Raw genomic sequence first — 22,701 nt, 5'->3', positions numbered from 1 at the left:
AGTGGGGTCGGGTGTCGGAGTGGGTCGGGTCACAGTGAAGTATTGTCCCAGTGGGACAATAGGGGGTAGGCTGTGGTCATGAGCGACGACGGTGTCGGTCTGGACGGTCGTCGGCTGCGCACTCGGCGCAGCCGCGAGGCGCTGACGCGCGCGGCGTTCGACCTGCTCACCGAGCGGGGGCTCGACGCGGTCGCCGTCGAGGACATCGCGGTGCGGGCCGGTGTCGCCCGGCGCACTTTCAGCAGGCACTTCGCCTCCATCGAGGAGGCCATTCTCGGCGATGTCGATCAGGACGTGCACCTGTTCAACGAGGCGCTGTGCCGCCGTCCCGAGCCCGAGCCGCCCTTGGTTGCCTATCGCAACGCCGTGCACGACTGGCTCGCCACCGAGTACGGGGGCGCCCGCGCCGCACTGCTGGCGCGGCGTTGGGCGCTGTTCCAGCGTTTCGACAACGAGCCCGAGCTGTTCGCCGGCTATCAGCGCATCCGGATCGACGGACAGCGCGAATCGGTCCGGATCATCGCGGCGAGGCTGGGGGTGGATCCGTTGACGGATCCACGTCCGGCCGCCGCCGTCGGCGCCGGTGCGGGCTTGCTGCTCGCGGCGTTGCAGAGCTGGGCGGCGGGCCCGGACCCGAAGGGCCTGCCCGGCCTCGTCGAAGAGTTCTTCGACACCCTCGTCACCCTCACTGCCGAAATCCGTTACGAGGAGTCACCGTCATGTCTACCGGGTCGGTGAGTATGTACCGCCGGACGTGCCGACGCGTCGGACTGGACCGAAATCCGCTGCGCCGCAGGGAAGACCGCGTGCAAGCCGGGGTGGCCGCCCTGCTCGCCCTGGTGTTCTTGATCGTCGTTCCGGTGCTGGCGGTGACCGTCGGCGGCGGAGTCTACCGGGTGGAAACGGCCGCGGTGCAGGCCGAAACGGCACGGCTGCACCAGGTCGACGCCACCGTGATCGAGACCGGAAAAGCGCCGCTGTACGCGCCGGTCGTGCCCGCACGGGTGTCCTGGAAGGATGCCGAAGGCGTGACGCACACGAGCGATTACCAGTCGACCACGGTGGTGGAGCCGGGTTCCACCGTGTCGATCTGGTTGAACGAAGACGGAGCCGTCGTGGAGCCGCCGTCGGCGACGCAGGCCGCCAGCAAGGCGGTGCTGCTCACCTCGGGTGCGCTGCTCGGTGTCTCGGTAGTGTTCGCGGGTACCTACTGGCTGCTGCGTCGCGGCCTGGACCGGCGGCGCCTGCGGCAATGGGAATCCGAGTGGGTGGCCGCAGACCTCACTTGGGGGCACGGCTGAGGGCGAGTGCGGCGTGCCCGCCGGGCGGGGGTAGGGACCCGCGCAGCGGGCACGTCGCGTGCCGGGCCACAACGCGGCGAACGAGGGTCCGGCACTGCTGCGACAGTAGAGCATCCGCGAGCGGGTTCGCCCGTTTCGGCGCGGATCATCGGAGATTCCACGACGGACGCCTGGTTGCGTTGTGACACAACATAATCGGACGACACGCCGCGATTTGTGCCATGTCACCATCGCGGTCATCGGTGCCGATGAACCGTCCCGAGGGCGCGGCGGGGGACTTCTCAGGACGGCCGAGACGGCTCTAGGGTGACCACGACGCAGCGCCGGAATGCGCGGTCGGCGCTGCGTCGCATCCCGCGGAGACCGGAGCCGGGCCATGGGTGAATCCGAAAACTGCGGCGGCGCAGAATTCCTGGCGATGCGGGCACTGTGTGCCGCCGAATTGGCTCGGAGTGCTTGTGATTCCGCCCAACACGTCGGGCGGCCCCTGATGAGTTACCTGATTCGTTGGAACATATCTCGATTTCATCACGATCAGCGGCTAGCCTTCGGAAGGCATGATGGGCAGGAAGCCGAGAACGAGTACCGAGACGTTGACATCGAAACTCGTCACACACCTGGCCGAGCGCTCCGGCCACGATGCGCGCGGCGATGTGGCGACCGCCGCCCGAAACTGTTTGGCGGCGGCCGCCGAACTCCTCCCCCCACGCACGTCGCAGGGCGAGGGGCAGCCTCCGGAGATCGCCGGTTGCGCCGCGCGCTGGGCGCGTGAGGGCATCGCACTGGAAACGGTGCTGGGCGCGTATCACGACGAAGTCAGAAACGCCTTGGAATTCCTCGCCGACCAGGTCGATGACGAGCGGGCCGATCATTTTCTCGCCGGTGCGCGGCTGGTGGTCCGCGTGCTGGAAATGGTGACCGTTACCGCGTCGACCGCGTATGTCGACGAGCATCGCGCGGTCGCCCGGGAACATCAGACCGCCGCTCAGACGCTGGTCTCGGCCCTTCTCGGGGGGCAAGTGGTCGGCGAGCTCGCCAGGGCGACCGGCATTCCGATCGCGCGGTCGTACCAGGTGGTGGCGCTGGGAATTCCGGCGCACCCGGATGAGCGAAGACCTGGCGCGGGCGCGATCGCCGCTCGCCGCAAACTCCGCCGCGTGCAAGCCGCGCTGGCTGGTCCGCTCGGCTCCAGGGCGCTGTCGGTGCTGTCCACCGCGGGCGGCACGGTGCTGGTGCCGCTCGATGACGCGATCGCCCGCACCGGATCGTTCACCATGACCGAGGAGGTGCTGGCCATGGTCGGCGACGCCGCCGAGGTGCCGTTGACCGCCGCGTTCGCGACCGGCGGCACCGCGCACATCCCCGAACTCGCCGGTCGCGCGCACGAACTGCTGGACCGGCTGCGGGCGGCGGACACTCCGCCGGGATTATACCGGGTGGCCGATATGGGGGACACGCCGGATTGTGAGCTACCCCAGCCGGGGCACATGAGCATCGTCACCCCGCCCAACAATCACGTAATTGGACGCTCCGCATGACATTTCGTCCGCTATTGTCGACTATGCCCTGATGTCGGGGGCGAGGTAAGGAGTGCGAGTGACCACCGCGTTGTCCGATCGCTATATTCCGCGCGAACTCGAGTCCGCCATCGAACGCCTGCTCAACGACCATCTGCACAAGCCAGAGGCTTGGAATCCGCACGATTACCTGCTAGGGGACAACGGACGGAGTTTCGCCGCCCTCGCCATTGATCGGGACTACGGTCGATCCGAAATTTCCGATGTCACGCAGATCTCGATGATCACGAATCTGCGCTCGGAGAACAATCTGCCGTCCTATCACCGGGAGATCTCGAAGTCGTGCACCCTCGACGGGGTGTGGGATACCCGGCTGAGCCGGTGGGCCCTGGACGAACACGAGATCCGGGCGCGACGATTCGACGAACAGCGCGAACGCGCCGCGGCCCGGCAGGCGGAACGGGCCGCCGCGGTCCGATGAGGCCACGCGGACCGGTCACCGCGGCGATGGCGGTCATCGCCGCGGCGGCGGCTGCTCCCGTGCTGGCCGTGCCGATGACGCCGGCCCCGCCGCCACCGGCGGACCCGCCGCCTGCCGTCGATCCCGGGATGACCCGGACCGGATTGATCTCGATCGAGAAAGTCGCGCCGCGCCGGGAACGGCTGGCGATCGCCTCGTCGGCGATGCGCCGGATCATCACCGTCGACGTGCTGCGCGGCAGCGGAGCAGGGCCTAGGCCGGTGCTGTACCTGCTCGACGGGGTCGACGGCGACGCCACCTCCGCATGGCTGACCAAGGGCGGAGCCGCCGAGTTCTTCGCGGACAAGCCGGTCGACGTGGTCTTGACCGGCGGCGGCACCGGCAGCATGTACAGCGACTGGGTCCGGCACGACACCGCGCTGGGACTCAATCGGTGGGAGACCTTTCTCACCACCGAGCTGCCGCCGATCGTCGAATCGGTGCTGCGCACCGACGGGCGCCGCGCCATCGCGGGGGTCTCGATGGGCGCGCAGGCGGCGATCATGCTGGCCCAGCGCCACCCCGGCTGGTATCGCGCCGTCGCTGGGATGAGCGGCTGCTATTCCACCGCCGACCCGCTCGGTCACGCCGTCACCACCATCACCGTCGCCTCGCGCGGCGGCGATGTCGACAACCTCTGGGGCCCGCCGACCTCACCGGAATGGGCCGCGCACGACAGTCTGCTGCATGCCGAAGCGCTGCGCGACACCGCGATCTATCTGTCGGCGGCCACCGGACTCCCTACCGGCGCAGACCTGGTGGCCGTTGCGAGCTCCCCGACGATCGCGGAGGCGCTGCGCACCGCGGGTGGCGGCGCGGCGCTCGAGGCGGGCGCCCGTGCGTGCACCGAGCGGTTCGCTGCTCGCCTGGCCGAGCTGGAGATTCCCGCCACCGTGGAGTACTCCGGCCAGGGTATGCATACCTGGCCGGATTTCCAGGCGCAGCTGCCGAAGGCGTGGCAGGTGCTCGCGCCGGCGCTGGGGCTGCCAGCGCCCGCCTGAGCGGGCACGGAATCCACGCGGCCGCACGGCGTTGACATCGGTATGACCTCGGCGCTCTCGTCTGTCCGGTTCTCCGTCCTCGACCGCTCGCGCGTCCGGCGCGGCCAGAGCCATCCGGCCGCGCTCCGCGAGACCGTCGAGTTCGCTCGGCTCGCCGAAGAGTGGGGCTATCACCGCTTCTGGGTGTCCGAGCACCACAGCGTGCCCGGCGTGGCGGGTTCGGCGCCGACGGTGCTCGCGGCCGCCGCGGCCGCGGCGACGTCCCGGATCCGGATCGGCACCGGCGGCGTGATGTTGCCCAATCACCAGCCACTGGTCGTGGCCGAGCAATTCGGTGTGCTGGAGTCGCTGTATCCGGGACGCATCGATATGGGCCTCGGCCGGTCGGTGGGTTTCACCGACGGCGTCCGGCGCGCGCTCGGGCACGACAAGCGCGATGCCGAGGACTTCGACGCCCAACTCGCAGAGTTGCTGGCGTACTTCGCCGCGGGCGATCGGGGCGTGCACGCCTGGCCGGCGGAGGGACTGCGGGTTCCGGCTTTCCTGCTGGCGACCGGTTCCGGTGCCGCGCGCGCCGCCCGGCTCGGGCTACCGCTGGTGATCGCCGCGGTGGGCGGCGAGGACCGCATGGTCGAGACCATCGAGCGTTATCGCGCCGAGTTCCGTCCCGGGATGTCAGGCGCGGAACCCTACGTGGTGGTCGCGGGATCGATCGTCATCGCCGACACTACCGCGCAGGCGTATCGGCTGCTGCTGCCGGAGGCATGGTCGGCCACGCACGCCCGCACGCGCGGTGAATTCCCGCCCCTGATCCCGCCATCGGAGATCGAGTCGCGCAGCATGACCGATCGGGAGCGCCGGATCTTCGATGAGGGGCTGCGGGGGCATCTGTACGGCACCGAGGACGAGGTGGCCGACCAGCTGGAGCGGTTGGTGACCAGGACCGGCGCCGACGAAATCCTTGTGCATACCAGTACCTACGACCGCGCGGCCCGCTTGGCGTCGCATCACAGGCTGGCGCTGCTCACCGGCCTGCTGCGTGACCCCGCCCGGGTCGGCGGGCCGGACCGGGGACGGGCCAAAGCGGCGGCCTGATCAGCCTGCGGCCGGAACCGCTTGCGGGAACAGCACTTCGGCGGCCGCATAGCCGAACAGCTTGCGCCCTTCGGCCCATGCGGCGACCGCGATGGTCGCGCGCCGCCTGCGCGGATCGATCGAGGTGACCCGGCCGCGAAACTCGACCGCGGCTGCGGCCAAGGGTGGAATGCGCAGGTAGTGCGTGTTGTGCGCGAACTGTGCGCGGAAACGGGTGAGGGCCGTGGGATCGCCGAGCCAAGCACTCAGGAAAGACGTGGCCAGCCCGAGTTTCAGCATGCCCGGTGCGACCACGGTCGGCAGACCGCTGGCGACGGCGATCCGCTCGTCGAACAGCACCGGATTGGAGTCGCCGGTCACCCCGGCGTAGTTGACCAGGTCCCCGCGAGACAGGCGTACGGTGCGCGCGGGCAGTTCCGTGCCCACCGTGAGATCGGCGAAACCGCGCTCGGTCCAGAGGTTTCGGCGCGTCGGTTTCGGCGCGAGGCGGTCGAACGCGGCCGGGACGACCACTTCGGTGCGGCCGCGTCGCGTCGCGATAGGGGAGCCGTCACCCATGACGACAGTGCGCACCGCCTCGGCCAGTCCGGGGTCGCGTCCGCCGACACGTGCGAGCAGCGCGGTGGAGCCGGTCTGCACCACCGTGCCGTCCTGGTCGATGAGCGCGGTCTTGGTCGCGAGGACGTCGTAGTCGCCGAAGTGCCGGAACGATTCGAAATAGACGTCACAGGTGATGCGGTCGCCTGCGACCAGCGGCCTGCCGAAATCGAATACCTGGTCCGCGTGCAGAATCCGCGTCCGGTCGTACCCGGTGATCAGCGTATGCAGAATTTCGCGGTGCACCCTGGTGAGAATTATCGAACCGAAGGTCGCGGGTGCGATGAGTCCAGCGAAACCGAGTTCGGCTGCGGCCGCCTCGCTCCAGTGCGCCGGATGGTAATCCCGGACGACACGGGCGAATTCGCGGATCTTTTCCCTTTCCACCTCGTAGGGGACGGCGGAACGATAACGATGGTCGACGAGCGCCCTCGCCTGATCAGCCGGATTCACGGCGGTCTCGTTCATGGTTGCTCCTGTATTGCGAAAACAGTGCGATTTCGACGGGCTTCGGTGACCGCTGTCACGGTGCCGACGACGTCCACACCCGCGTCCTGTCGGGAACCACCGGGTCGACGTGGTCGGCGGGGGTGGACGGCAGGTCGCGTGGGCCGCGCAGCGTGTGATGGAAACCATGCTGGCGGGCAAGGGATCTCCGATCTGTTAGCCATCGAATGGCCGCGTTGGCGAGGTAGGGATTGATCCATGATGCCCCCGCACGCGGCTGCGGAACCGTGATGGCTGGGTGATCTGGATGATTCACCGTTTCGGCGCAGTCTTCTTGTGCTGTAGACCGGATCGCCCTGATCGTGGTGTGAATTGTCGGATTCTCGCCGCCTTTGTGTCGTATCCCTAGCCGCGGCAAACGCATTCGTGAGGTCTCCAGACCCAGTCGTTCCGCGTAGGCGGTCGCATTGTGCGGTTCTAGCGTTGGCGCAGTTTCGGTGCCGTCGACCCTCTGACCATCGGATAGACCTGCCTTCGTCGCGCGGCGTGCATCGTGCTCGACTCCGCGCCGCTCGACGGGGGCATCGACCGCCTCGCGCTCGCTGCTCGCCGGACAGGATCCCTCGACCCCGCCCCTGTCCCGGCGCGCACATCCCCGGCGCGCGGCGGTGTGCCCACCGAGCGGACCCTCGCACCCACCGCTCGGTGGGCACCGAGGCGCATTATTGGGCTTTCCTTCATCGGAAAAGTCTCATCGCCGCCGTCCGCAGCCAAGGGAAGCTACGCGAGGGCGTACCCGGTGCGGGCGGGGGAACGAGCAACGCCCACGCTTCCTAGACGCCCGACATCAAGAGCCAGAGTGCTGTCGACCCGCGCGAACGGCTCCGGAAGACGAACGCCGTGGTTCCGAAGGAACCGCTGCTGAGCCGCTCAGCAAGTGGCGGGTGCCGAATCGCCTGCCAGCCGGAACTCGAATCGGATCGCACCTGGGCTCTGCGCGGGCAGGACGATGGCCGCGCCGTGCCCGCGTGTCCATGTCCGGGGTACCAGGATGTAATGGTCACCGATGCGGCTCAGTGGCACCAGCCCGTCATAGCGGAACCGGTAGGCAGATCCGGTGCTGCCATCGGTGCCGCAGGTCGTGGTGCGGACGTCTGATCGGGAAAGGTGCAGGTCCTTTTCGCTGTAGATGATGACGTGGGAGCTGGTGGGCAGTTGCGCGGCCCATTCCCGCGCCCTGGTCTGACCAACCGCGACGGAGTAGTCGGTAGCGATCCAGAACAAATTGATCCCGACCATGGTGAACAGGATCGCCCATTCCGCCACCGTGGCCGCCTGGGACGGTGGGGGCGCGGTCGCGGGCCGGCGTTCCCGCAGACGCTTGCGGCGCAGCACCACCAGCAGCCACAGCACCAGCACGCTGGCGATGATCGACACCGGCGCCACACACAGTCCTTTGTTGAGCGGGGTCACCACGTATATCCGCGAGACCCCATTGACAATGACCGCTGCGGCGATCATTGCGATGACCGTGGTGGCCCACCGCGAAGGTTGGCGGGCGCGAATCGAATCCGGAAGCGCGATATATCCCCACAGCACGGACATGCCGATGAGACCGACGAAAATCAGCGGCACGAACAGCGTGTCGACGGTACGCATCAGATACTCGCGGATGCTCGGATTCAGCGTCGTCGAATCGACACCGAAGTAGTTGAAGAACCAGTAGACGTGCGCCCAGCCGAAGTAGAACAGCACGGCGGTCAGCAGCGTTGTCGGCGCGACCAGCTGCCCGATGGATCTTGCGACATGGGTGAACCCGTCGAACGCCGACCCGGTCGGGAGCGTCGATGTCTGCTCATCCGGTGGCTGTGACACGGGGCTTGCTCGTCGGTGTCTCGGTGGGCGAGCCGGTCTCGGTGGGGGAGCCGGTACTGGACGGCGAGCCGGTCTCGGTGGGTGAGCCGGTCTCGGTGGGTGAGCCGGTCTCGCTGGGTGAGCCGGTCTCCGATGTCTCCTTCGGTAGGAAGCCTTCTTCGCCGCAGGGAAGTTTCTGCGGGGCAAGCGTCCCGGTGAGCAGTGTCAGTGTCGAGCCGGGTATCAGGATGAGTGACCCGTTGGGTGACTGTTCGGTCGGTGTCGAATCCACCTCCGCGCCACGGAAACTGGTGTACTGGCAAACGCTGCGCACGGTGTCGGTGTTGTCCTGCGCAATGTCGACCTCGACGCAGCCGTCGCACGCTTGGTCGATCGCCTGCACTGCGATGTCCCGGACCCCCACAATCGGGGTTCCTTGGAGCTCGGTGAAAGCCGGAATCCGGAAGGGTGCGCCCGCCGCCTTACCGGAATCGGTTTTACCAGGTAGCCCGGGCGCTCCAGGGCCCGGTTGGGCATCGGACCACGGCGTCTGCTGCGTTGTCGCACCGGACCGAGGCGTCTGCTGCGTCGTCGCATTGCCCGATTCCTGATCGGGTATCGACGTGGCGCATGCCGACATCGCCATCGCCACTGTCGCCAGGACCATCATTCGCCGAGCGAACATGTTCTCCCCTCCCGCATTCCGGCACACGAGCGCGACGGAGCGTCCGGATGCAGTACGTGACCAGCGCACGCGTTGCACCATTGATCATCGCTCGAGAACCCTTGCGACGGGAGGGAATTCTCTGCACTCGCTGTCCAGCCGCGTCAGGAGGTGGCTTCGCCCGGAGTCGGAAGATTCAGGGCGCAAATGGCTTCCACGAATTCGCCGACCTGTTCCTCGGGCAAGTGGCGCGCGAGATCGGCCTCGGTGATGATGCCGGCGAGCCGGCCCTGGGCGGTGACCGGAAGCCGCCGAATACGGAACTCGGTCATCCGTGCCAGAACGTCACCGATATCCGCGCTGATGTCGACGGTGTGCAGCTCCTCCGCGCCCTGGGTGAGTTCCCCCGCTGTGGTCGCTCGGGGATTCAACCCGACACCGACAACCTTCACGACGATGTCCCGATCGGTCACGATCCCGACCGGATGCCCTTCGCCGTCACAGACGGGAAGTGCGCCGACGTCGAGCTGGCGCATCCGCTGGGCGGCGAAGTCCATGGTGTCGCGCACGTTGATGCATTCCACATCGGGGCGCATGACGGTTCCCGCGGTGATCATGCTGAGCCTCCTCGATACGAACAGTCGTTGCTGCTCGACCATCACTCGGATCCTGTCTCGGCGACAGGGGACAAGGTCACATGTCGAGCGGCTGCGCAGTGCAGGCCCGAACGCGACGCGACCGTCGGCCTGCTATCTTGAACGTCGTTCAAGTTTTAGCGGAGGATTTGTCGTGGAGGGTGTCGAGAACGCTCGGGAGTCGAGGGTTGGGCTTTCGGCGCGGGATATGGCGCAGATCGCCGTTTTCGCGGCGCTGATCGCGGCGCTCGGTCTGCCCGGGGCCATCACGGTCGGGTTCAGTGGCGTGCCGATCACCGTGCAGACTCTCGGGGTCATCCTGGCCGGTGCGGTGCTCGGGGCGCGCAAGGGCACAGCCGCGGTGGTGGTCTTCCTCGCGCTCACGATGCTCGGTCTGCCGCTGCTGTCCGGCGGCCGCACCGGTTTGACCGCGCTGGCGGGGCCCAGCGCCGGATACCTGGTCGGCTGGATTCCCGCGGCATTGTTCATCGGGCTGCTCACCGCCCGGATCCTGCCGAAGTACCCGATCGTGCTCGGTTTGCTGATCAACGCGGTAGGCGGGACCCTGGTCATCTACCTCTGCGGCATCGTCGGACTGCTGTTGCGCACCGATCTGGGGGTCGGGGCCGCCATCACCACCAATGTCGCGTTCATTCCCGGCGACCTACTGAAAGTCGTCGTCGCGACGGTGGTGGCCAAGGGTGTGCACCGCGCGTACCCCGGTCTGATCCGTGCTTAGTCCCGAGCTCGGCGGCGCGGGCGATGAGCCTGCCCTCGACTTCGGCGGCCGCACCCTTACTTACCGCGACCTCGACCGGGCGATCGAGGAGTGGATCTCTGGGCAGAGTGACGCCATCGTTTATGACGCGTCGACTCTGTCCGTTCCCGACGCACTGATCTGCGTGTGCGCCGCGGCTCGGCGTGGCATTCCGGTCATCGTCGAGAATCCGGACGCCCGTCCGTATCGCCCGAGCATTCCCCCTTCGGCGTTTCTCTTGGTGGCGACGTCGGGGTCGACCGGACGTCCGCGACCGCTGGCCCGGACCGCCGCCTCCTGGTACGACAGCTTCCCGGCGTTCACCGCGATCACCGGCGTGGCGCCGACCGACCGCGTGCTGATCACCGGTCCGTTGCACGCGACGATGCATCTGTTCGGTGCGCTGCACGCGCTGTGGCGAGGCGCGTGCGTCACCGACGACCCGTCGCGGGCCACGGTGGTGCACGCGGTTCCCGCGGTGCTGCGCGAGGTGGTGCGCGCCTGCCCGCGCCTGCGTACCGCGATCGTCGCGGGCATCGCGGTGGACGAGGGTGCGCTCGCCGCGGCAGGCCACATCGAGGTTGTCGAGTATTACGGGTCTTCGGAAGTCTCCCTCGTGGCGGCGCGGCGCGTTCCCGAACCGATGCGGCTGTTCGAGGGAGTCGACGCCGACGTCCGCGGTGGACTGCTCTACGTTCGATCCCCCTACACCGTGCTCGGCGCGCCGGACTGGTTCGGGGTCGGCGATCTCGCCGAACTCGGCGACGACCGCGAGCTGACGGTGCGAGGAAGGGGCGATTGCGCGATCAACGTCGGCGGCACCACGGTGATAGCCGAGGATGTCGAGCGCATCCTCGAGACAGTCGACGGCATCGCCGCCGCGGCCGTGATCGGATCGCCCCATGCCGTGTTCGGTGAAACCGTCACGGCCGCGGTGCAACTGGACGGCCGCGCCGGACTCGACGAGATCCGGTCGCGAGCGCGTCGGGTGCTGGCGAAAGAGGCTATGCCGCGTCGATGGGTGCCACTTCCCACGCTCCCGAGGACTGCCGCCGGAAAAGTCGCCAGGGGGCAGCTGAAAGACTTGCTGCGATGAACCCCGTTCTCGTGGCGCCGCGTCGCACGCCGATCGGCAACGCCGGGCATGGATTCGCCGAGCTGACCACCACGGACCTGGCCGCTCCCGTGCTGGGCGAGGTGCTGGCGTCGCTGCGTGGCGCTGGGATCGACGCCGAGGTGGACGACGTCGTCCTCGGCAACTGCCTCGGACCGGGCGGCGATCCGGCCCGGATCGCGGCGCTGCGTGCGGGTCTGGGCGTGCATGTTCCGGGCGTCACCGTCGATCGGCAGTGCGGATCCGGCCTGGACGCGGTGATGCAGGCGGCGTTGCGCGTGCGAAGCGGCGCGGACGACCTCATTCTGGCCGGGGGCGTCGAATCCGCGAGCACGGCGCCATGGCGGTTCTGGCCCCCGGTCGCGGACGCCGATCCCGTGCGATACACCCGCGCTCCCTTTACGCCACACGGTTTTCCCGATCCCGACATGGGTGTCGCCGCCGACGATCTCGCGCGAGCGCGCGGCATCAGCCGCGCCCGGCAGGACGCGTACGCGGCGCGCTCGCACACCCTCGCCGCGGCCGCCGATTTCGCCGCGGAGATCGTCCCGATCGGCAATGTGCACCGGGACGAACGCATCCGTGCGGGCATGACCGAGACCAGGCTCGCGCGGCTGCGCCCCAGCTTCAGTGCCGACGGCACAGCCACCGCGGGCAATTCGTGCGGAATCTCCGATGGCGCCGCGGCGATGGCGGTCACCAGCGAGTCTATGGCCGGAGAGCTGCCCGCGTTGCGAATCCTCGGATGCGCGGTCGCCGGATCCGATCCCGCGCTGCCCGGACTCGGCCCCGTGCCGGCGATACGAAAACTGCTGCGGCGCACCGGGTTCGCCGTGGCAGACCTGGGCGTCATCGAGATCACCGAAGCCTTCGCATCGGTGGTGCTGGCGGTGGCGGATGAATTGGGCTTGGACGAAGCCAAGATCTGCCCGCAGGGCGGCGCCATCGCGATGGGGCATCCCTGGGGAGCGTCCGGAGCCATCTTGCTGGTGCGGTTGGCGAGTCGGATGCTGCGCGCGGACGGCCCCGCACTGGGGCTCGCGGCCTGCGCCATCGGCGGCGGGCAGGGCATCGCCGTGCTCGTGGAGCGTGTGTCGTGAAGGAGTGCCTGCGTCGTGAGTGAGATCGTCTTCGATTCGGTATCCCACCGCTTCGGTGACCGAAAGGTACTGCACGACGTCGACTTGTGTATCAGCGAGCGCCGCGTCGGCATCATCGGTGCCAACGGTTCCGGCAAATCCACCCTGGCGCGCATGATCAACGGCTTGCTGACGCCGACCTCCGGCACCGTCACGGTGGATGGTGTGGACGCTGCCCGCAAGGGGGCGCAGGTGCGCCGGAAGGTCGGGTTCGTGTTCACCGACCCGGATACCCAGATCGTCATGCCCACGGTCGCGGAGGATCTCGCTTTCTCGCTGCGTCGGACGGGCCTGAGCAAACCGGAGGTCGCCGCGCGCGTCCGGAAGATTCTGGAGCGGTTCGGGCTGGCCGACCACGCCGAGCATCCCGCACATCTGCTGTCCGGCGGTCAGAAGCAGTTGCTCGCCATCGGCGCCGTCCTCATCCGCAGGCCGGAGGTGATCGTGGCCGACGAGCCGACCACGCTGCTGGATCTGCGCAACGCCCGGCTGATCGCCGACGCGCTCGACGCCGTGGATCAGCAGGTGATCGTGGTGACGCATCAGTTGCCGCTGCTGGCGGGCTTCGACCGCGTGATCGTCGTCGACGAGGGCGCGGTGGTGTTCGACGGCGCTCCCGGCGACGCCGTCCCGGCGTACCGGGCCTCGGTCGAATGATCGGCGTCTACCGTCCGGGCGATTCTCCGCTGCACCGGATGCCCGCCGGGCCTAAACTGGTGCTGCTGCTGTTCTCGATCGTTGCGGTCACGGTGTTCGTGCGCAGCCCGCTGGAGGTCCTGATCGCCGCCGTGGTCGTGGCGGGACTGTTTGCGGTGGCCAGGATTCCGTGGCGGGTTGCGATAGCGCAGCTGCGTCCGCTGGTGTGGATGCTGGGGCTCATCGCGGTGTTCCAGGTGCTGATCACGTCCCCGGCGCGTGCCGTGGTGGTGTGCGGTGTCCTGGTGATCTCGGTGGCGCTCGCGGCGGTGGTCACGCTCACCACTCGCGTGACCGACCTGCTCGACGCCGTCACGCGCGGGCTCGGGCCGCTGCGGAGGGTCGGCGTCGATCCCGAGCGAATCGGTCTGCTGCTGGCGCTGGCCATTCGGTGTGTGCCGCTGCTGGCCGGGATCGTGCACGAGGTCGCCGAGGCGCGGCGGGCCCGCGGACTGCACTGGTCGATGACGGCGCTGGTCACACCGGTGCTGGTGCGGGCGCTGCGGACCGCCGACGCGATGGGCGACGCCCTCGCGGCGAGGGGAGTGGACGATGCCTGAGCTGCTGTCCGCGCGGATCGCCCGGTGCGCCGCCGAGAACCCGCGCGCGACCGCGATTGTCGCCCGGCGGGAGCGAGTCGACTACCAGGAGTTCTGTTCGCGGGTCGTCCGCACCGCGGCGGGACTCGACGGCATGCGACGGGTCGCCGTGCTGCCGACGTCCGATATCGAATCGCTGGTGGTGGTCACGGCGGCGATGCACGCGGGCGTGAGTGTCGTGCTGCTGCACCGCCATCTACTGCCCGCCCAGCTGAGCAGGGTGCTCGAACTCGCGGAGCCCGGAGCGGTCGTGGCCGCGCCGCACCAGCATCGGCGGCTGCGAAGGCTGGGCTTCGACGGGAACGTGCGGACTGCCGCCACACTCGAATCCGATGGTGTGCTGGGCGGCGCGCATCCCGATGTCGAACTGCTGGTCGGCATCACCTCCGGCACCGCTGGGGAGCCGAAACTCTTCGTGCGCGACCAGCGATCGTGGGCCACCACATTGGATCGCTCCGACCGCGCGTTCGACATCGGCGCCGGGGATCGCGTGTCGGTGCCCGGCGTCCTCGACCATACGCATTTCCTGTACGGCGCGTTGCATGCGCTTACCCGGGCCGCGACGGTTGATCTGCGGCCCGTCGCCCAGTCGCTGAACGACGGCGCGACACACCTTTATTCGGTGCCGACGATTGCCTGGGACGTGGTGCGGGCCCGCATCGGTCCGATCGAGAGCGTCCGGGAGGTCCTGTCTTCGGCTGCCCGGTGGCCGCGCACGGGACGTCGAGCGTTACGGGAGGTCTTGCCGAACGCCTCGCTCGTGCACTTCTACGGTGCGTCCGAATTGAGTTTCGTGTCCTTCGATCGAGGGCTCGGGGCCGCCGACGAGAACTCGGCGGGCGAACTGTTCGACGGCGTCGAAGCGCGGATCCGCGCCGGCCTGGTTTACGTGCGCAGCGACATGCTGTTCGGCGGTTACCTCACCGCGCACGGTATGGCCGGCGGGCCCGTGGACGGGTGGATGACGGTGGGGGACCGTGGCCGGGTGATCGGCAACCGCCTGTACCTGTTCGGCCGGGACTCCGACATGCTGATCCGGGCCGGACTCAATGTGGAACCCGCCGCTGTCGAAGCGGCGCTCACCGCGATTCCCGGCATCGCGGAGGCCGCCTGCATCGGCGTGCCCGACGCACGCATGGGGGAGGCGCCCGCCGCCGCGATAGTGGTGGACGGCGCCGCACCGAGCACCGACGAGATCTGGCGGCGTCTGCGTGCGACGCTGCCGAGTCCGAGTATGCCGGTACAGGTTCTGACCGTGCCGAGCTTGCCGCGCACGCCGCGCGGGAAGCTCGACAGACAGGCACTGGCGATCACGCTCGCCGCCCACCGCGGCCGGGCAGCCGACGCCCAGCGTTGACTCCGGGCACGACAACGCAATCGCGCTCGCTCCGATCCATCCGAACCGGCAACATCGCAGTCACCGACCCCTGATACTGGTCGAGTAGGCTGGCGACCTCGATGCCCCTACGAGCCGATCTGGAAGCGACGCACCGAGAATCGACAGGATCCGGCGATGACCAAGATCAAGAATTTGAATCCGCTCCCGATGGCCGACATCGGCGGCTCGGATCTGTTCATCCCGTTTCGGATGCCCACCGGTGACATCGGGTTCCTCGCCGGTGACACGTTTTCGGGCACCGAACCGAGTGTTGGTGGGCCGAACTGGCGTTCGCCCATGCTGTTACGGAGCAACACCCATGACCTGTCCAGACCGATCGAGTTCCAGTCGGCCGCGCGCGGCGCTCGGCAGCTGTGGGATTACGTCCACGACAATCCGGAATACTCCACGGTTCTGCCCTGTGACGCGATCACCATCGGCGGCCGAATCTACTTGTGGGTAATGGTCACCCAGGGCCTCGGTAACGAGCGGTGGTGCGAGATCCGCTATTCCGACGACAACGGCGAAAGCTGGACCGACAGCGGAGTCCGTTGGTCGACCAGCGCGTTCGGCGGCAAACGGACCATGATTTCCTGGGAGCGCGGTGGTGACGGCTACGTCTACGTCATCTCCACCGGAGGGCTCGCTCGCAACAAGAACATGCTGTTGTGGCGGGTGCGCGAAGATCATGCCGCGCTCACCGATCCGGCCGCCTGGCAGGGGTGGGGCTGGAATGGCCAGAACTGGGGCTGGGGCCGGGATCCGGGGAGCGACCCGCGATTCGGCATCCTGCCCGACGGCACCAGGCTCGGTGAGATCGGGCTGCGCCGGATACAGGGGAACTGGGTGATGTCCGGCTTCGACGCCGGAGCCTATGGGGCGTTCGTCAAAGTCGCCGGGCGGATCACCGACAATTGGTGGACCGCGCGAACGTACCGGCCGGTGAAAGGTTCGTTCTGGGCGCCGGGCGGCCCGGATATCGTGCCGCGACTGTACGGCTGTTATGTCCACCCGGACAGCAGGTTCGACGGTGCGTTCTGCATGATCGTGAGCGAATGGGCGGAATCCGGCAATCCGTATCGCGCCATGCAGTTCCGAATCTTCGGCATCCGTGCGGCAGTCCCCCTCACCTAGCCGGGCGGATCAGCTCGACCGGTCGGAGTCGGACGCCGCGGGCGTCGGTGTGCTGCGATACGTGCGCGCCACCAGCGCCGAGCGCAGATACCACAGGCCCGACGATTGCGACGGATCGAAACCGGTGAGTTGCCCGATTCGCTTGAGCCGGTAGTCCACCGTGTTGGTGTGCACGTGCAGCACGCGGGCTGTGCGCTGCCGGTTGAGGTTGTTGGCGATGTGCCGCTGCAGCGTCTCCAGCAGTTCGGGGTGCGCGTCCAGTGGGTCCAGCAGTGAGCCGAGGTATTCGCGGCCGGGGCCGGGCCGGGTCAGCTGGTATTCCAGCGCCAGCTCGTCGAAGCGGTAGAGCCCGGCCACCGCTTGCAACCGCTGCACCATGTCGAGCAGTTCGTGCGCCTGGTCGGCGGCGGTCGGGATCTGCTCCGGGGTGGCCTCGACCATGGTCGCGGTGATACCGACCTGGGCGGCGTGCGAGAGCTGGGTGACCAGCGCGTCCAGCTCCTCGTTGTCGAGGTGGCCGATCGGGATCAGCACGGTGCCGCCGTCCACGCTCAGCAGCGACAGCGCGGCCTCGCCGCACCGGGTGGCGAGCTCGGCCTGGACCCGGCGCAGTTTCCTGCGCGCGACCACCTTGCCGTCCACCATGGGGTTGCGTTCCTCGCGGTGCGGCGGAATGGCCACGGCCAGTACGGCATACGAAGGCGCTATGGCGATCCCGCATTCGCGCGCCATGGTGGAGGTGCTGTGCCCGCCGAGCAGCGCCGAGGTCAGCGTGTGCACCGCGGTGTGGTGCTCGCTGACGACTGCCCGCAACTCGCGGACGTAGGCCATGGATACCGCCGAGTTGATCATGTCGAGCATCTCGACGACCATTTTCGCGCCGTCGACGAGGTTGTCGTAGTCCTTGGTGCTCGCATTGGAGACCACCAGGTCCAGGCCCATCTTGAAGCCCTCGTGGATCGAGTGGTGGATGGTGTCGATCGGCACACCCTCGCGCGCCCACCCCGCGGCGGCGGCCCCGAGCCGCTGGAGCTTCTCCGGCAGGTCCTGTCCGTCCAGCATGCTCACCGCGAGCTCCAGGCAGACCCGGGTGATGGTGGTGATGTCGCCGGAGATGGCGTCGCCCGGCAGGGTGCCGCACGGGATGACGTTCTCGACGAAGTGGCCGACCATCTGACGCGATAGCCCGCGGACGTCTTTCAGCGGGGACGACATCGGCTTTCCCGACAGAGTGAGGCTCGGCCGGGCCGAGCTGTCGACGGACATTGGCGACTCCCTTCCGCCCACTTTTGCTGTGCGGCGCATTCACACTAATCGGTTGATCTTCGTCGCGGACCCGATCCGCGGGTTCTGTGCGAGCAGGGGAGACCGGTCGATGCACGGCTGTGAGCGGTCACAGTCGCCGCGCATTCGGCTGGGCGGGCCGTGGATCCGTTGCCGCGGGCGTCGGCGGACATCCCGGTAGGATCACCGGCGCCGAGCGGGCCCGGTAACCGGGGTCTTGTTCGGCCCGTGTCGTGTCCTGGATGGTGTGCAGTGGCCGCACGACACGGCGGAAGGCACCGCGGACGCAACGATAGGAGCAGGCCGATGAGACCGGCTCTGAGATGTCTTGTCTGGGAACTGGACAACACCGTGTGGGACGGCGCCGTGTGCGACGCGACCAGTGGCGCCGTGCGGCCCGCCGCGCTGCGCACCTTACGCGTGCTCGCCGAGCGTGGCATCTGGCATGCCGTGGCGAGCCGAGGCGAGCGGGAATGGACGCTGGACAAGCTGTACCGGCACGGTGTATACGAGATGTTCTCGGCCGTCGAGATCGGTTGGGGGCCGAAATCTTCGGCGGTCGCGCGCATCGGTCGCGCGCTCGGCCTCGGCTTGGACACCGTCGGTTTCATCGATCACGAGCCGGTGGAGCGGGCCGAGGTGGCCCGCGCGCTGCCCATGGTGCGCTGTTATGCCGCGCGCAACGCGGATGTGCTGCCAGTACTGCCCGACTTCCGGTCTGCGCTGCGCACCGGCCCGGCTCCGACGCCACCGCTCGGATTCGCGACGGTGCCTGCGCGATAGCGCGATCGCGGCGCGTACTCGCTTCGATCGTGGAACGTCCGCACCCGCACGCTGTGGTTTCGCGGGTACGACAGCGCGGCCGCCGATGTCGGCCCGAGCGCGGCCACGGTGTGACCGTATTGTGTTGATGGACCATAAGGCATCGGTGGGCTGGCGGCGATAGGTTGTCGTCATGCAGTGCTATGCCGTGACCGCGAGCGATTCGAAGTCGTGGACAACGATCGCCAACGGCTTCGTTCCGATGGACTATCAGTACGGCGATCCCGACCGGTGGTATTCGGGGCTGACGGTTCAGGAATCGGCTGTCTACCGATTGTTGCGCTGGGAGCAGCGCGGAATCAGCACGTCCTTTCGCACGCGGACGAACATCCGCCATGGGCCGTGCGATGACTTCTACTGGGTCGTCGTCCCGGAACGGGGCGTGTACTCCGTTCGGTACCGGGACGAGGTGACGCGGGCGCATTCCGGTCAGGCCGCCGTGACCGCGCTGGACGACCTGTGCCAGATCCACATTCCGCTGTTGTCCGCGTACGCGATCCAGCTGCCCCGCGCGGAATTGGATCATCGCGCGGCGCCCGCGGAGCGGAACATGACGATCGACCTGAACTCCGGCCTCGGCCGGGTCGCGCAGGCCATGATCCGCAGCACCCACGCGGAGCAGGCGAACCTGTCCGACCGCGAGTTCAACGCGATCTGCGATCGCGTCGCCGAATTGCTGTGCCTGATCTCGCTCGGGGACACCCACCCCCAGCGAGCCCATCACGCCCAGATCGCCGCGCAGATCCGGCAGTACGTGCGAGCCAACGTCGGCCGCGGTGACGTGCGGCTGCCCGCCGTGGCGCACGCGCTGGGCTGGTCGCCTCGGCAACTGCGATCGGTGCTGCACCACATGGGCACCACCTATCGCGACGTGCGGCGCGAGGAGGCACTGCGCGCCGCACGTGATCTGCTCGAGGATCCGGCGCGCGAGGAAGTCCCCATCCAGGAGCTGGCTGTCCGCGCCGGATTCAGCCCGGCGTGGTTCTCCGCGGCGTTCAAGACGCGTTTCGGTGAGACGCCCCGGGACTTCCGGCGGCGCAGGCTGGCGGAACTGGCCGAGCCTGGCGGGTGAGGATCGGCGGCTCGGTTGCCCCGGCGTCCGGGCGCCGGCCTGTCGCGTCCGGGATCAGTCGGGCAGCACGGTGATCGTCAGCTCCCGCAGCCGGGCCGGATCGGCGATCACCTCGTACGCGGCGACTCGGTCGCCCCGCACCGCGACCGTGAGCGCCAGCAGGAGTCTGCCGTGCGGCGCGACCACGATGCCGACGCCGCCGTCCACCAGCGCGAGCGCCGCCACCTGGGAGCGGCGTCGCAGCAGCACGGTTTCCCTGGCGACTGTCGACGCACCGTGTACCCGCGTCGGCACACCGGCGGGGAGCGCGGCCCGGTCGGCCGTCCGGAGCACGTCGGGTGCGAGGACGGCCAGGAGCCCTTCGAGATCGCCACCGCGCGCGGCGCCGAGAAACGCGTCGACGACGTGCCGCTGCACGGCGAGGTCGGTTGGCGACGTGGCGTATTCACCGCGCACGCGCTGACGGGCGCGACTGGCGAGCTTCTTGGCGGTCGGCGTCGTGCGGCCGACGATCGGACCGATCTGGTCGAACGGCACCGCGAACAGATCGTGCAGGACGAACGCGACCCGTTCATCGGGACCGAGCCGATCCAGCACCACCAGCAGTGCGCGTCCGACCGACTCGATCAGCACCGCTTCGCGCTCCGGTTCGGTGCGGTCGTCCTCGAGGCGGTCCACGTCGTCGAGCGGATCCTCGCGCCGCGCCGCCCTGGCGCGCAGCATGTCCAGGCAGATCCGGGACACGACCGTGGTGAGCCAGCCCGGCAGGTTCCGGACGTGCTCGACATCGTGCCGGGCCAACCGCAGCCACGTCTCCTGCACCGCGTCGTCGGCGTCGCTCGGCGAGCCGAGTATGCGATACGCGACCGCGTGCAGATGGTCGCGCTGGGACTCGAATTCCCGCGTCAGCACGTCATCGGTGTGCATCGGTCACCTTTCTGCTTCGCTGCCCGTCATCGGGATGACGGATTCGACAGCGCCGGGGTGACCGTGGTGCGGCGTCTTTGCCGCCGTTCCACGTCCGCAGCCGGGCGCGACCTGGACAGAAGGGTATTTCGTATGGTCATCGCCTATGTTGTCACCACGGTGCTGGCAGCCGCGGCCGCGCTGCTCGCCGCGGGCATCGACGTCGTCCGCGCCGACTGGGTTCGCGCGAATATGCGGGCGTATGGGGTTCCGGGGTCGTGGCTGGTGCCGTTGGCCGTCATCAAGGCGATCGGCGGGGCCGGGTTGGTGGTCGGTCTCGCGGTACCGCCGATCGGAGCGGCCGCTGCGGCCGGATTGGTCGTCTACTTCGCCGGTGCGGTGCTGACCGTGGTCCGGGCTCGGTGGTACGCGCACATCGGATACCCGCTGCCGTATCTTATGCTGGCATCCGCCTCGCTGGCGCTATCCATCGCGTCGTAGCTACGCATCGGGAGAACACGGCACCGGGGGAGTCGGCGGCATCCGAGACTCGTGGACGGGCGCGGACCCTATCCGGCGAGGATGAACCTGGCCGCCTGCTCGCCGATGAACACCGTGGGCGCGTGCGTGTGGCCGCGGATGATCAGCGGCATCACCGAGGCGTCGGCGACCCGAAGTCCTTGCACACCACGCACTTCCAGCCGCGGCGTGACCACGCTGGAGGCGTCGGCGCCCATCCGGCACGTGCCGACCGGGTGGTAGAGCGTGTGCGCGTAGGAGTTGAGCGTCAGCTCCAGGACCGCTTCCGGTTCGGCGGGCGCCTGCGGCGGGTAGATCAGCGGGCCGAGCACCGTCTTCATCGACGGCTCCGCCGCGATGCGGGCACACAGGCGTAGCCCGGCCATAAGGGCGGCGCGGTCGGCGCCCGCGCTGTCGGACAGGTACCGCGGATCGATCGTCGGCTTGGCGGACGGGTCCGCGGCCGCCAGCGCGATCCTGCCTCGGCTCTGCGGGCGCAGCAGCACCGTCGCCAGGACCACGCCGTGTTCGGTCGGGTCCTGGAGTCCTTCGTAGTAGAACGGGGCGGGCGCGAAAATCAGCTCCAGATCGGGGAACTCGAGATCCGGCTTGCTGCGCACGAACCCGTACGCCTCCCCGACGTTCGAGGTGAGCATGCCGCGGTGGCGGATCAGGTAGTCCAGCAATTGGCGCGGTTTCTCGGCGCCGAACAGCGAATCCCCCGCAACGCCGTATCCGAGGGCCGTGACCAGATGGTCCTGCAGATTCGCACCCACCTCCGGCGCGTGGTGACGTACCTCGATGCCGTGGTGGGTCAGCTCGTCACGGTCGCCGATGCCCGAGAGCATCAGCAGCTGCGGGCTGTTGATCGCGCCGCCGCACAGCACCACCTCGCGCCGTGCGGTCACCGTGTGCGTGGTTCCGCCCCGGCGGTACTCCACGCCGACGGCGCGGGTGCCGTCGAACAGAACCCGGGTGACCAGCGCCTCGCTGCGCACCGTGAGGTTCGGACGGCGCAGGGCGGGCCGCAGATATGCGTCGGCGGTGCTCCAGCGGCGGCCACCGCGCTGGTTCACCATGGTCTCGCTGAACCCGTCCGGCTGCGGACGATTCGGCGGCTCGACGACATAGCCCGCCTCCTCGACCGCGGCCAGATAGGCCGCGGTGAGCGCGCGCGGGCTGCGCTGGCGGGAGATGTGCAGCGGACCCTCGGTGCCCTCGTCGGGATACTGGGCGTTCTCTACTCGTTCGATGCGGCGGAACTGCTCGACTGCCGCGGCGAAGCTCCACTCGTCACCGGCCAGCAGCGCCCACTCGTCGTAGTCCGCGCGGAATCCGCGCACCCACATCATGGCGTTCATCGAGGACGAGCCGCCGAACATCTTGCCGCGAGGCCAGTAGATCTCGCGGTTCTTCAGTTCCGGCTGGGGCTGCGTGAGATAGTCCCAATCCACCTCGGAGCGAAAGAGTTTCGCGAACCCGGCGGGGATGTGCGCGAACTTGTTCTTGTCCGGTGGGCCGGCCTCGAGCAGGGCCACCGTGGTGCCGGGATCGGCGCTGAGCCGATTGGCCACCACCGCGCCCGCGGATCCCGAGCCGACGACGATGTAGTCCGCGGAAAGCCCACCTGGTTGCACTGTTCCCTCTCCG

23 protein-coding genes are annotated in these 22,701 nt (G+C 68.5%); 16 read left to right on the top strand and 7 right to left on the bottom strand.

The window, feature by feature from the left end:
* Positions 1 to 78: 78 nt before the first annotated feature.
* The 6 genes from OHA40_RS01400 (at position 79) to OHA40_RS01375 (ending at position 5,434) form a co-directional block, all read left to right on the top strand.
* Complete coding sequence (locus OHA40_RS01400; RefSeq protein WP_330231253.1) at positions 79 to 738, top strand: TetR/AcrR family transcriptional regulator; 660 nt, start codon at positions 79 to 81, stop codon at positions 736 to 738.
* The gene (locus tag OHA40_RS01395; RefSeq protein ID WP_330231252.1) at positions 720 to 1,301 is read left to right on the top strand and encodes an Rv1733c family protein; all 582 of its coding nucleotides are present in this window, start codon (positions 720 to 722) and stop codon (positions 1,299 to 1,301) included. The genes OHA40_RS01400 and OHA40_RS01395 overlap by 19 nt, the downstream gene beginning before the upstream one ends.
* A gap of 593 nt (positions 1,302 to 1,894) precedes the next feature.
* Positions 1,895 to 2,839, top strand: coding sequence for a transcriptional regulator (locus tag OHA40_RS01390; protein ID WP_330231251.1), 945 nt, complete (start codon positions 1,895 to 1,897; stop codon positions 2,837 to 2,839).
* A gap of 58 nt (positions 2,840 to 2,897) precedes the next feature.
* Positions 2,898 to 3,299, top strand: coding sequence for an acyl-ACP desaturase (locus tag OHA40_RS01385; protein WP_330231250.1), 402 nt, complete (start codon positions 2,898 to 2,900; stop codon positions 3,297 to 3,299).
* Positions 3,296 to 4,339, top strand: a complete 1,044-nt coding sequence (locus OHA40_RS01380) for an alpha/beta hydrolase (protein WP_330231249.1) — start codon at positions 3,296 to 3,298, stop codon at positions 4,337 to 4,339. Before OHA40_RS01385 ends, OHA40_RS01380 begins: the two co-directional genes overlap by 4 nt.
* Positions 4,340 to 4,381: 42 nt before the next feature.
* Positions 4,382 to 5,434: an LLM class flavin-dependent oxidoreductase gene (locus tag OHA40_RS01375; RefSeq protein WP_330231248.1), complete on the top strand. Its 1,053-nt coding sequence runs from the start codon at positions 4,382 to 4,384 to the stop codon at positions 5,432 to 5,434.
* Here the strand turns inward: OHA40_RS01375 and OHA40_RS01370 are convergent, their stop codons facing one another.
* The 4 genes from OHA40_RS01370 to OHA40_RS01355 form a co-directional block, all read right to left on the bottom strand.
* The gene (locus tag OHA40_RS01370; RefSeq protein ID WP_330231247.1) at positions 5,435 to 6,499 is read right to left on the bottom strand and encodes a fused (3R)-hydroxyacyl-ACP dehydratase subunits HadA/HadB; all 1,065 of its coding nucleotides are present in this window, start codon (positions 6,497 to 6,499) and stop codon (positions 5,435 to 5,437) included.
* Positions 6,500 to 7,408: 909 nt separating this feature from the next.
* Positions 7,409 to 8,353, bottom strand: a complete 945-nt coding sequence (locus OHA40_RS01365; RefSeq protein ID WP_330231246.1) for a hypothetical protein — start codon at positions 8,351 to 8,353, stop codon at positions 7,409 to 7,411.
* Entirely contained in the window at positions 8,334 to 9,017 is a 684-nt protein-coding gene (locus OHA40_RS01360) for a hypothetical protein (protein WP_330231245.1), read from the bottom strand. The genes OHA40_RS01365 and OHA40_RS01360 overlap by 20 nt, the downstream gene beginning before the upstream one ends.
* A gap of 143 nt (positions 9,018 to 9,160) precedes the next feature.
* Positions 9,161 to 9,613 carry a CBS domain-containing protein gene (locus OHA40_RS01355; RefSeq protein WP_330231244.1) on the bottom strand — a complete coding sequence of 151 codons (453 nt, stop codon included), beginning with the start codon at positions 9,611 to 9,613 and terminating at the stop codon, positions 9,161 to 9,163.
* Between the two features lie 172 nt (positions 9,614 to 9,785).
* Between OHA40_RS01355 and OHA40_RS01350 the strand changes: the two genes are divergently transcribed.
* From OHA40_RS01350 to OHA40_RS01320, 7 genes are all read left to right on the top strand, one after another.
* A complete protein-coding gene (locus tag OHA40_RS01350; RefSeq protein WP_330231243.1) occupies positions 9,786 to 10,370 on the top strand; it encodes a biotin transporter BioY in 585 nt (194 codons plus the stop codon).
* Positions 10,363 to 11,484, top strand: coding sequence for a class I adenylate-forming enzyme family protein (locus tag OHA40_RS01345; protein ID WP_330231242.1), 1,122 nt, complete (start codon positions 10,363 to 10,365; stop codon positions 11,482 to 11,484). Before OHA40_RS01350 ends, OHA40_RS01345 begins: the two co-directional genes overlap by 8 nt.
* Positions 11,481 to 12,602, top strand: coding sequence for a thiolase family protein (locus OHA40_RS01340; protein ID WP_330231241.1), 1,122 nt, complete (start codon positions 11,481 to 11,483; stop codon positions 12,600 to 12,602). Before OHA40_RS01345 ends, OHA40_RS01340 begins: the two co-directional genes overlap by 4 nt.
* Before the next feature lie 15 nt (positions 12,603 to 12,617).
* Positions 12,618 to 13,298, top strand: coding sequence for an energy-coupling factor ABC transporter ATP-binding protein (locus tag OHA40_RS01335; protein ID WP_330231240.1), 681 nt, complete (start codon positions 12,618 to 12,620; stop codon positions 13,296 to 13,298).
* The gene (locus OHA40_RS01330; RefSeq protein ID WP_330231239.1) at positions 13,295 to 13,897 is read left to right on the top strand and encodes an energy-coupling factor transporter transmembrane component T family protein; all 603 of its coding nucleotides are present in this window, start codon (positions 13,295 to 13,297) and stop codon (positions 13,895 to 13,897) included. The genes OHA40_RS01335 and OHA40_RS01330 overlap by 4 nt, the downstream gene beginning before the upstream one ends.
* On the top strand, positions 13,890 to 15,293 hold the full coding sequence (locus tag OHA40_RS01325; RefSeq protein WP_330231238.1) for an AMP-binding protein: 1,404 nt from the start codon (positions 13,890 to 13,892) through the stop codon (positions 15,291 to 15,293). Before OHA40_RS01330 ends, OHA40_RS01325 begins: the two co-directional genes overlap by 8 nt.
* Positions 15,294 to 15,449: 156 nt before the next feature.
* Positions 15,450 to 16,448, top strand: coding sequence for a DUF4185 domain-containing protein (locus OHA40_RS01320; protein ID WP_330231237.1), 999 nt, complete (start codon positions 15,450 to 15,452; stop codon positions 16,446 to 16,448).
* A 9-nt stretch (positions 16,449 to 16,457) separates the two neighbouring features.
* Here the strand turns inward: OHA40_RS01320 and OHA40_RS01315 are convergent, their stop codons facing one another.
* Positions 16,458 to 17,714, bottom strand: a complete 1,257-nt coding sequence (locus tag OHA40_RS01315) for a PucR family transcriptional regulator (protein WP_330231236.1) — start codon at positions 17,712 to 17,714, stop codon at positions 16,458 to 16,460.
* A gap of 324 nt (positions 17,715 to 18,038) precedes the next feature.
* Here OHA40_RS01315 and OHA40_RS01310 point away from each other — a divergent pair, with 324 nt between their 5' ends.
* Positions 18,039 to 18,515, top strand: a complete 477-nt coding sequence (locus OHA40_RS01310; RefSeq protein ID WP_330231235.1) for a hypothetical protein — start codon at positions 18,039 to 18,041, stop codon at positions 18,513 to 18,515.
* A 172-nt stretch (positions 18,516 to 18,687) separates the two neighbouring features.
* The gene (locus tag OHA40_RS01305; protein ID WP_330231234.1) at positions 18,688 to 19,626 is read left to right on the top strand and encodes a helix-turn-helix transcriptional regulator; all 939 of its coding nucleotides are present in this window, start codon (positions 18,688 to 18,690) and stop codon (positions 19,624 to 19,626) included.
* A 54-nt stretch (positions 19,627 to 19,680) separates the two neighbouring features.
* Here the strand turns inward: OHA40_RS01305 and OHA40_RS01300 are convergent, their stop codons facing one another.
* Positions 19,681 to 20,553: a sigma-70 family RNA polymerase sigma factor gene (locus OHA40_RS01300; protein WP_330231233.1), complete on the bottom strand. Its 873-nt coding sequence runs from the start codon at positions 20,551 to 20,553 to the stop codon at positions 19,681 to 19,683.
* 132 nt (positions 20,554 to 20,685) lie between these two features.
* Between OHA40_RS01300 and OHA40_RS01295 the strand changes: the two genes are divergently transcribed.
* The gene (locus tag OHA40_RS01295) at positions 20,686 to 21,033 is read left to right on the top strand and encodes a DoxX family protein (RefSeq protein ID WP_330231232.1); all 348 of its coding nucleotides are present in this window, start codon (positions 20,686 to 20,688) and stop codon (positions 21,031 to 21,033) included.
* Positions 21,034 to 21,101: 68 nt separating this feature from the next.
* Here OHA40_RS01295 and OHA40_RS01290 read toward each other — a convergent pair whose 3' ends face one another.
* Positions 21,102 to 22,688, bottom strand: coding sequence for a GMC family oxidoreductase (locus OHA40_RS01290; protein WP_330231231.1), 1,587 nt, complete (start codon positions 22,686 to 22,688; stop codon positions 21,102 to 21,104).
* Positions 22,689 to 22,701: the final 13 nt, after the last annotated feature.

This window comes from Nocardia sp. NBC_00508 (assembly GCF_036346875.1).
Lineage (GTDB): Bacteria > Actinomycetota > Actinomycetes > Mycobacteriales > Mycobacteriaceae > Nocardia.
The sequence above is the reverse complement of the archived record's forward strand: the minus strand, read 5'-3'. Positions and strand labels throughout refer to the sequence as shown.

Bases quoted from the DNA above. Each gene is read 5' to 3' on its own strand.
- OHA40_RS01370 (WP_330231247.1), bottom strand. From the start codon at position 6,499: ATGAACGAGACCGCCGTGAATCCGGCTGATCAGGCGAGGGCGCTCGTC.
- OHA40_RS01375 (WP_330231248.1), top strand. From the start codon at position 4,382: ATGACCTCGGCGCTCTCGTCTGTCCGGTTCTCCGTCCTCGACCGCTCG.
- OHA40_RS01360 (WP_330231245.1), bottom strand. From the start codon at position 9,017: ATGTTCGCTCGGCGAATGATGGTCCTGGCGACAGTGGCGATGGCGATG.
- OHA40_RS01380 (WP_330231249.1), top strand. From the start codon at position 3,296: ATGAGGCCACGCGGACCGGTCACCGCGGCGATGGCGGTCATCGCCGCG.
- OHA40_RS01355 (WP_330231244.1), bottom strand. From the start codon at position 9,613: ATGATCACCGCGGGAACCGTCATGCGCCCCGATGTGGAATGCATCAAC.
- OHA40_RS01310 (WP_330231235.1), top strand. From the start codon at position 18,039: ATGAGACCGGCTCTGAGATGTCTTGTCTGGGAACTGGACAACACCGTG.
- OHA40_RS01320 (WP_330231237.1), top strand. From the start codon at position 15,450: ATGACCAAGATCAAGAATTTGAATCCGCTCCCGATGGCCGACATCGGC.
- OHA40_RS01340 (WP_330231241.1), top strand. From the start codon at position 11,481: ATGAACCCCGTTCTCGTGGCGCCGCGTCGCACGCCGATCGGCAACGCC.
- OHA40_RS01395 (WP_330231252.1), top strand. From the start codon at position 720: ATGTCTACCGGGTCGGTGAGTATGTACCGCCGGACGTGCCGACGCGTC.
- OHA40_RS01330 (WP_330231239.1), top strand. From the start codon at position 13,295: ATGATCGGCGTCTACCGTCCGGGCGATTCTCCGCTGCACCGGATGCCC.
- OHA40_RS01400 (WP_330231253.1), top strand. From the start codon at position 79: ATGAGCGACGACGGTGTCGGTCTGGACGGTCGTCGGCTGCGCACTCGG.
- OHA40_RS01325 (WP_330231238.1), top strand. From the start codon at position 13,890: ATGCCTGAGCTGCTGTCCGCGCGGATCGCCCGGTGCGCCGCCGAGAAC.
- OHA40_RS01295 (WP_330231232.1), top strand. From the start codon at position 20,686: ATGGTCATCGCCTATGTTGTCACCACGGTGCTGGCAGCCGCGGCCGCG.
- OHA40_RS01300 (WP_330231233.1), bottom strand. From the start codon at position 20,553: ATGCACACCGATGACGTGCTGACGCGGGAATTCGAGTCCCAGCGCGAC.
- OHA40_RS01305 (WP_330231234.1), top strand. From the start codon at position 18,688: ATGCAGTGCTATGCCGTGACCGCGAGCGATTCGAAGTCGTGGACAACG.
- OHA40_RS01315 (WP_330231236.1), bottom strand. From the start codon at position 17,714: ATGTCCGTCGACAGCTCGGCCCGGCCGAGCCTCACTCTGTCGGGAAAG.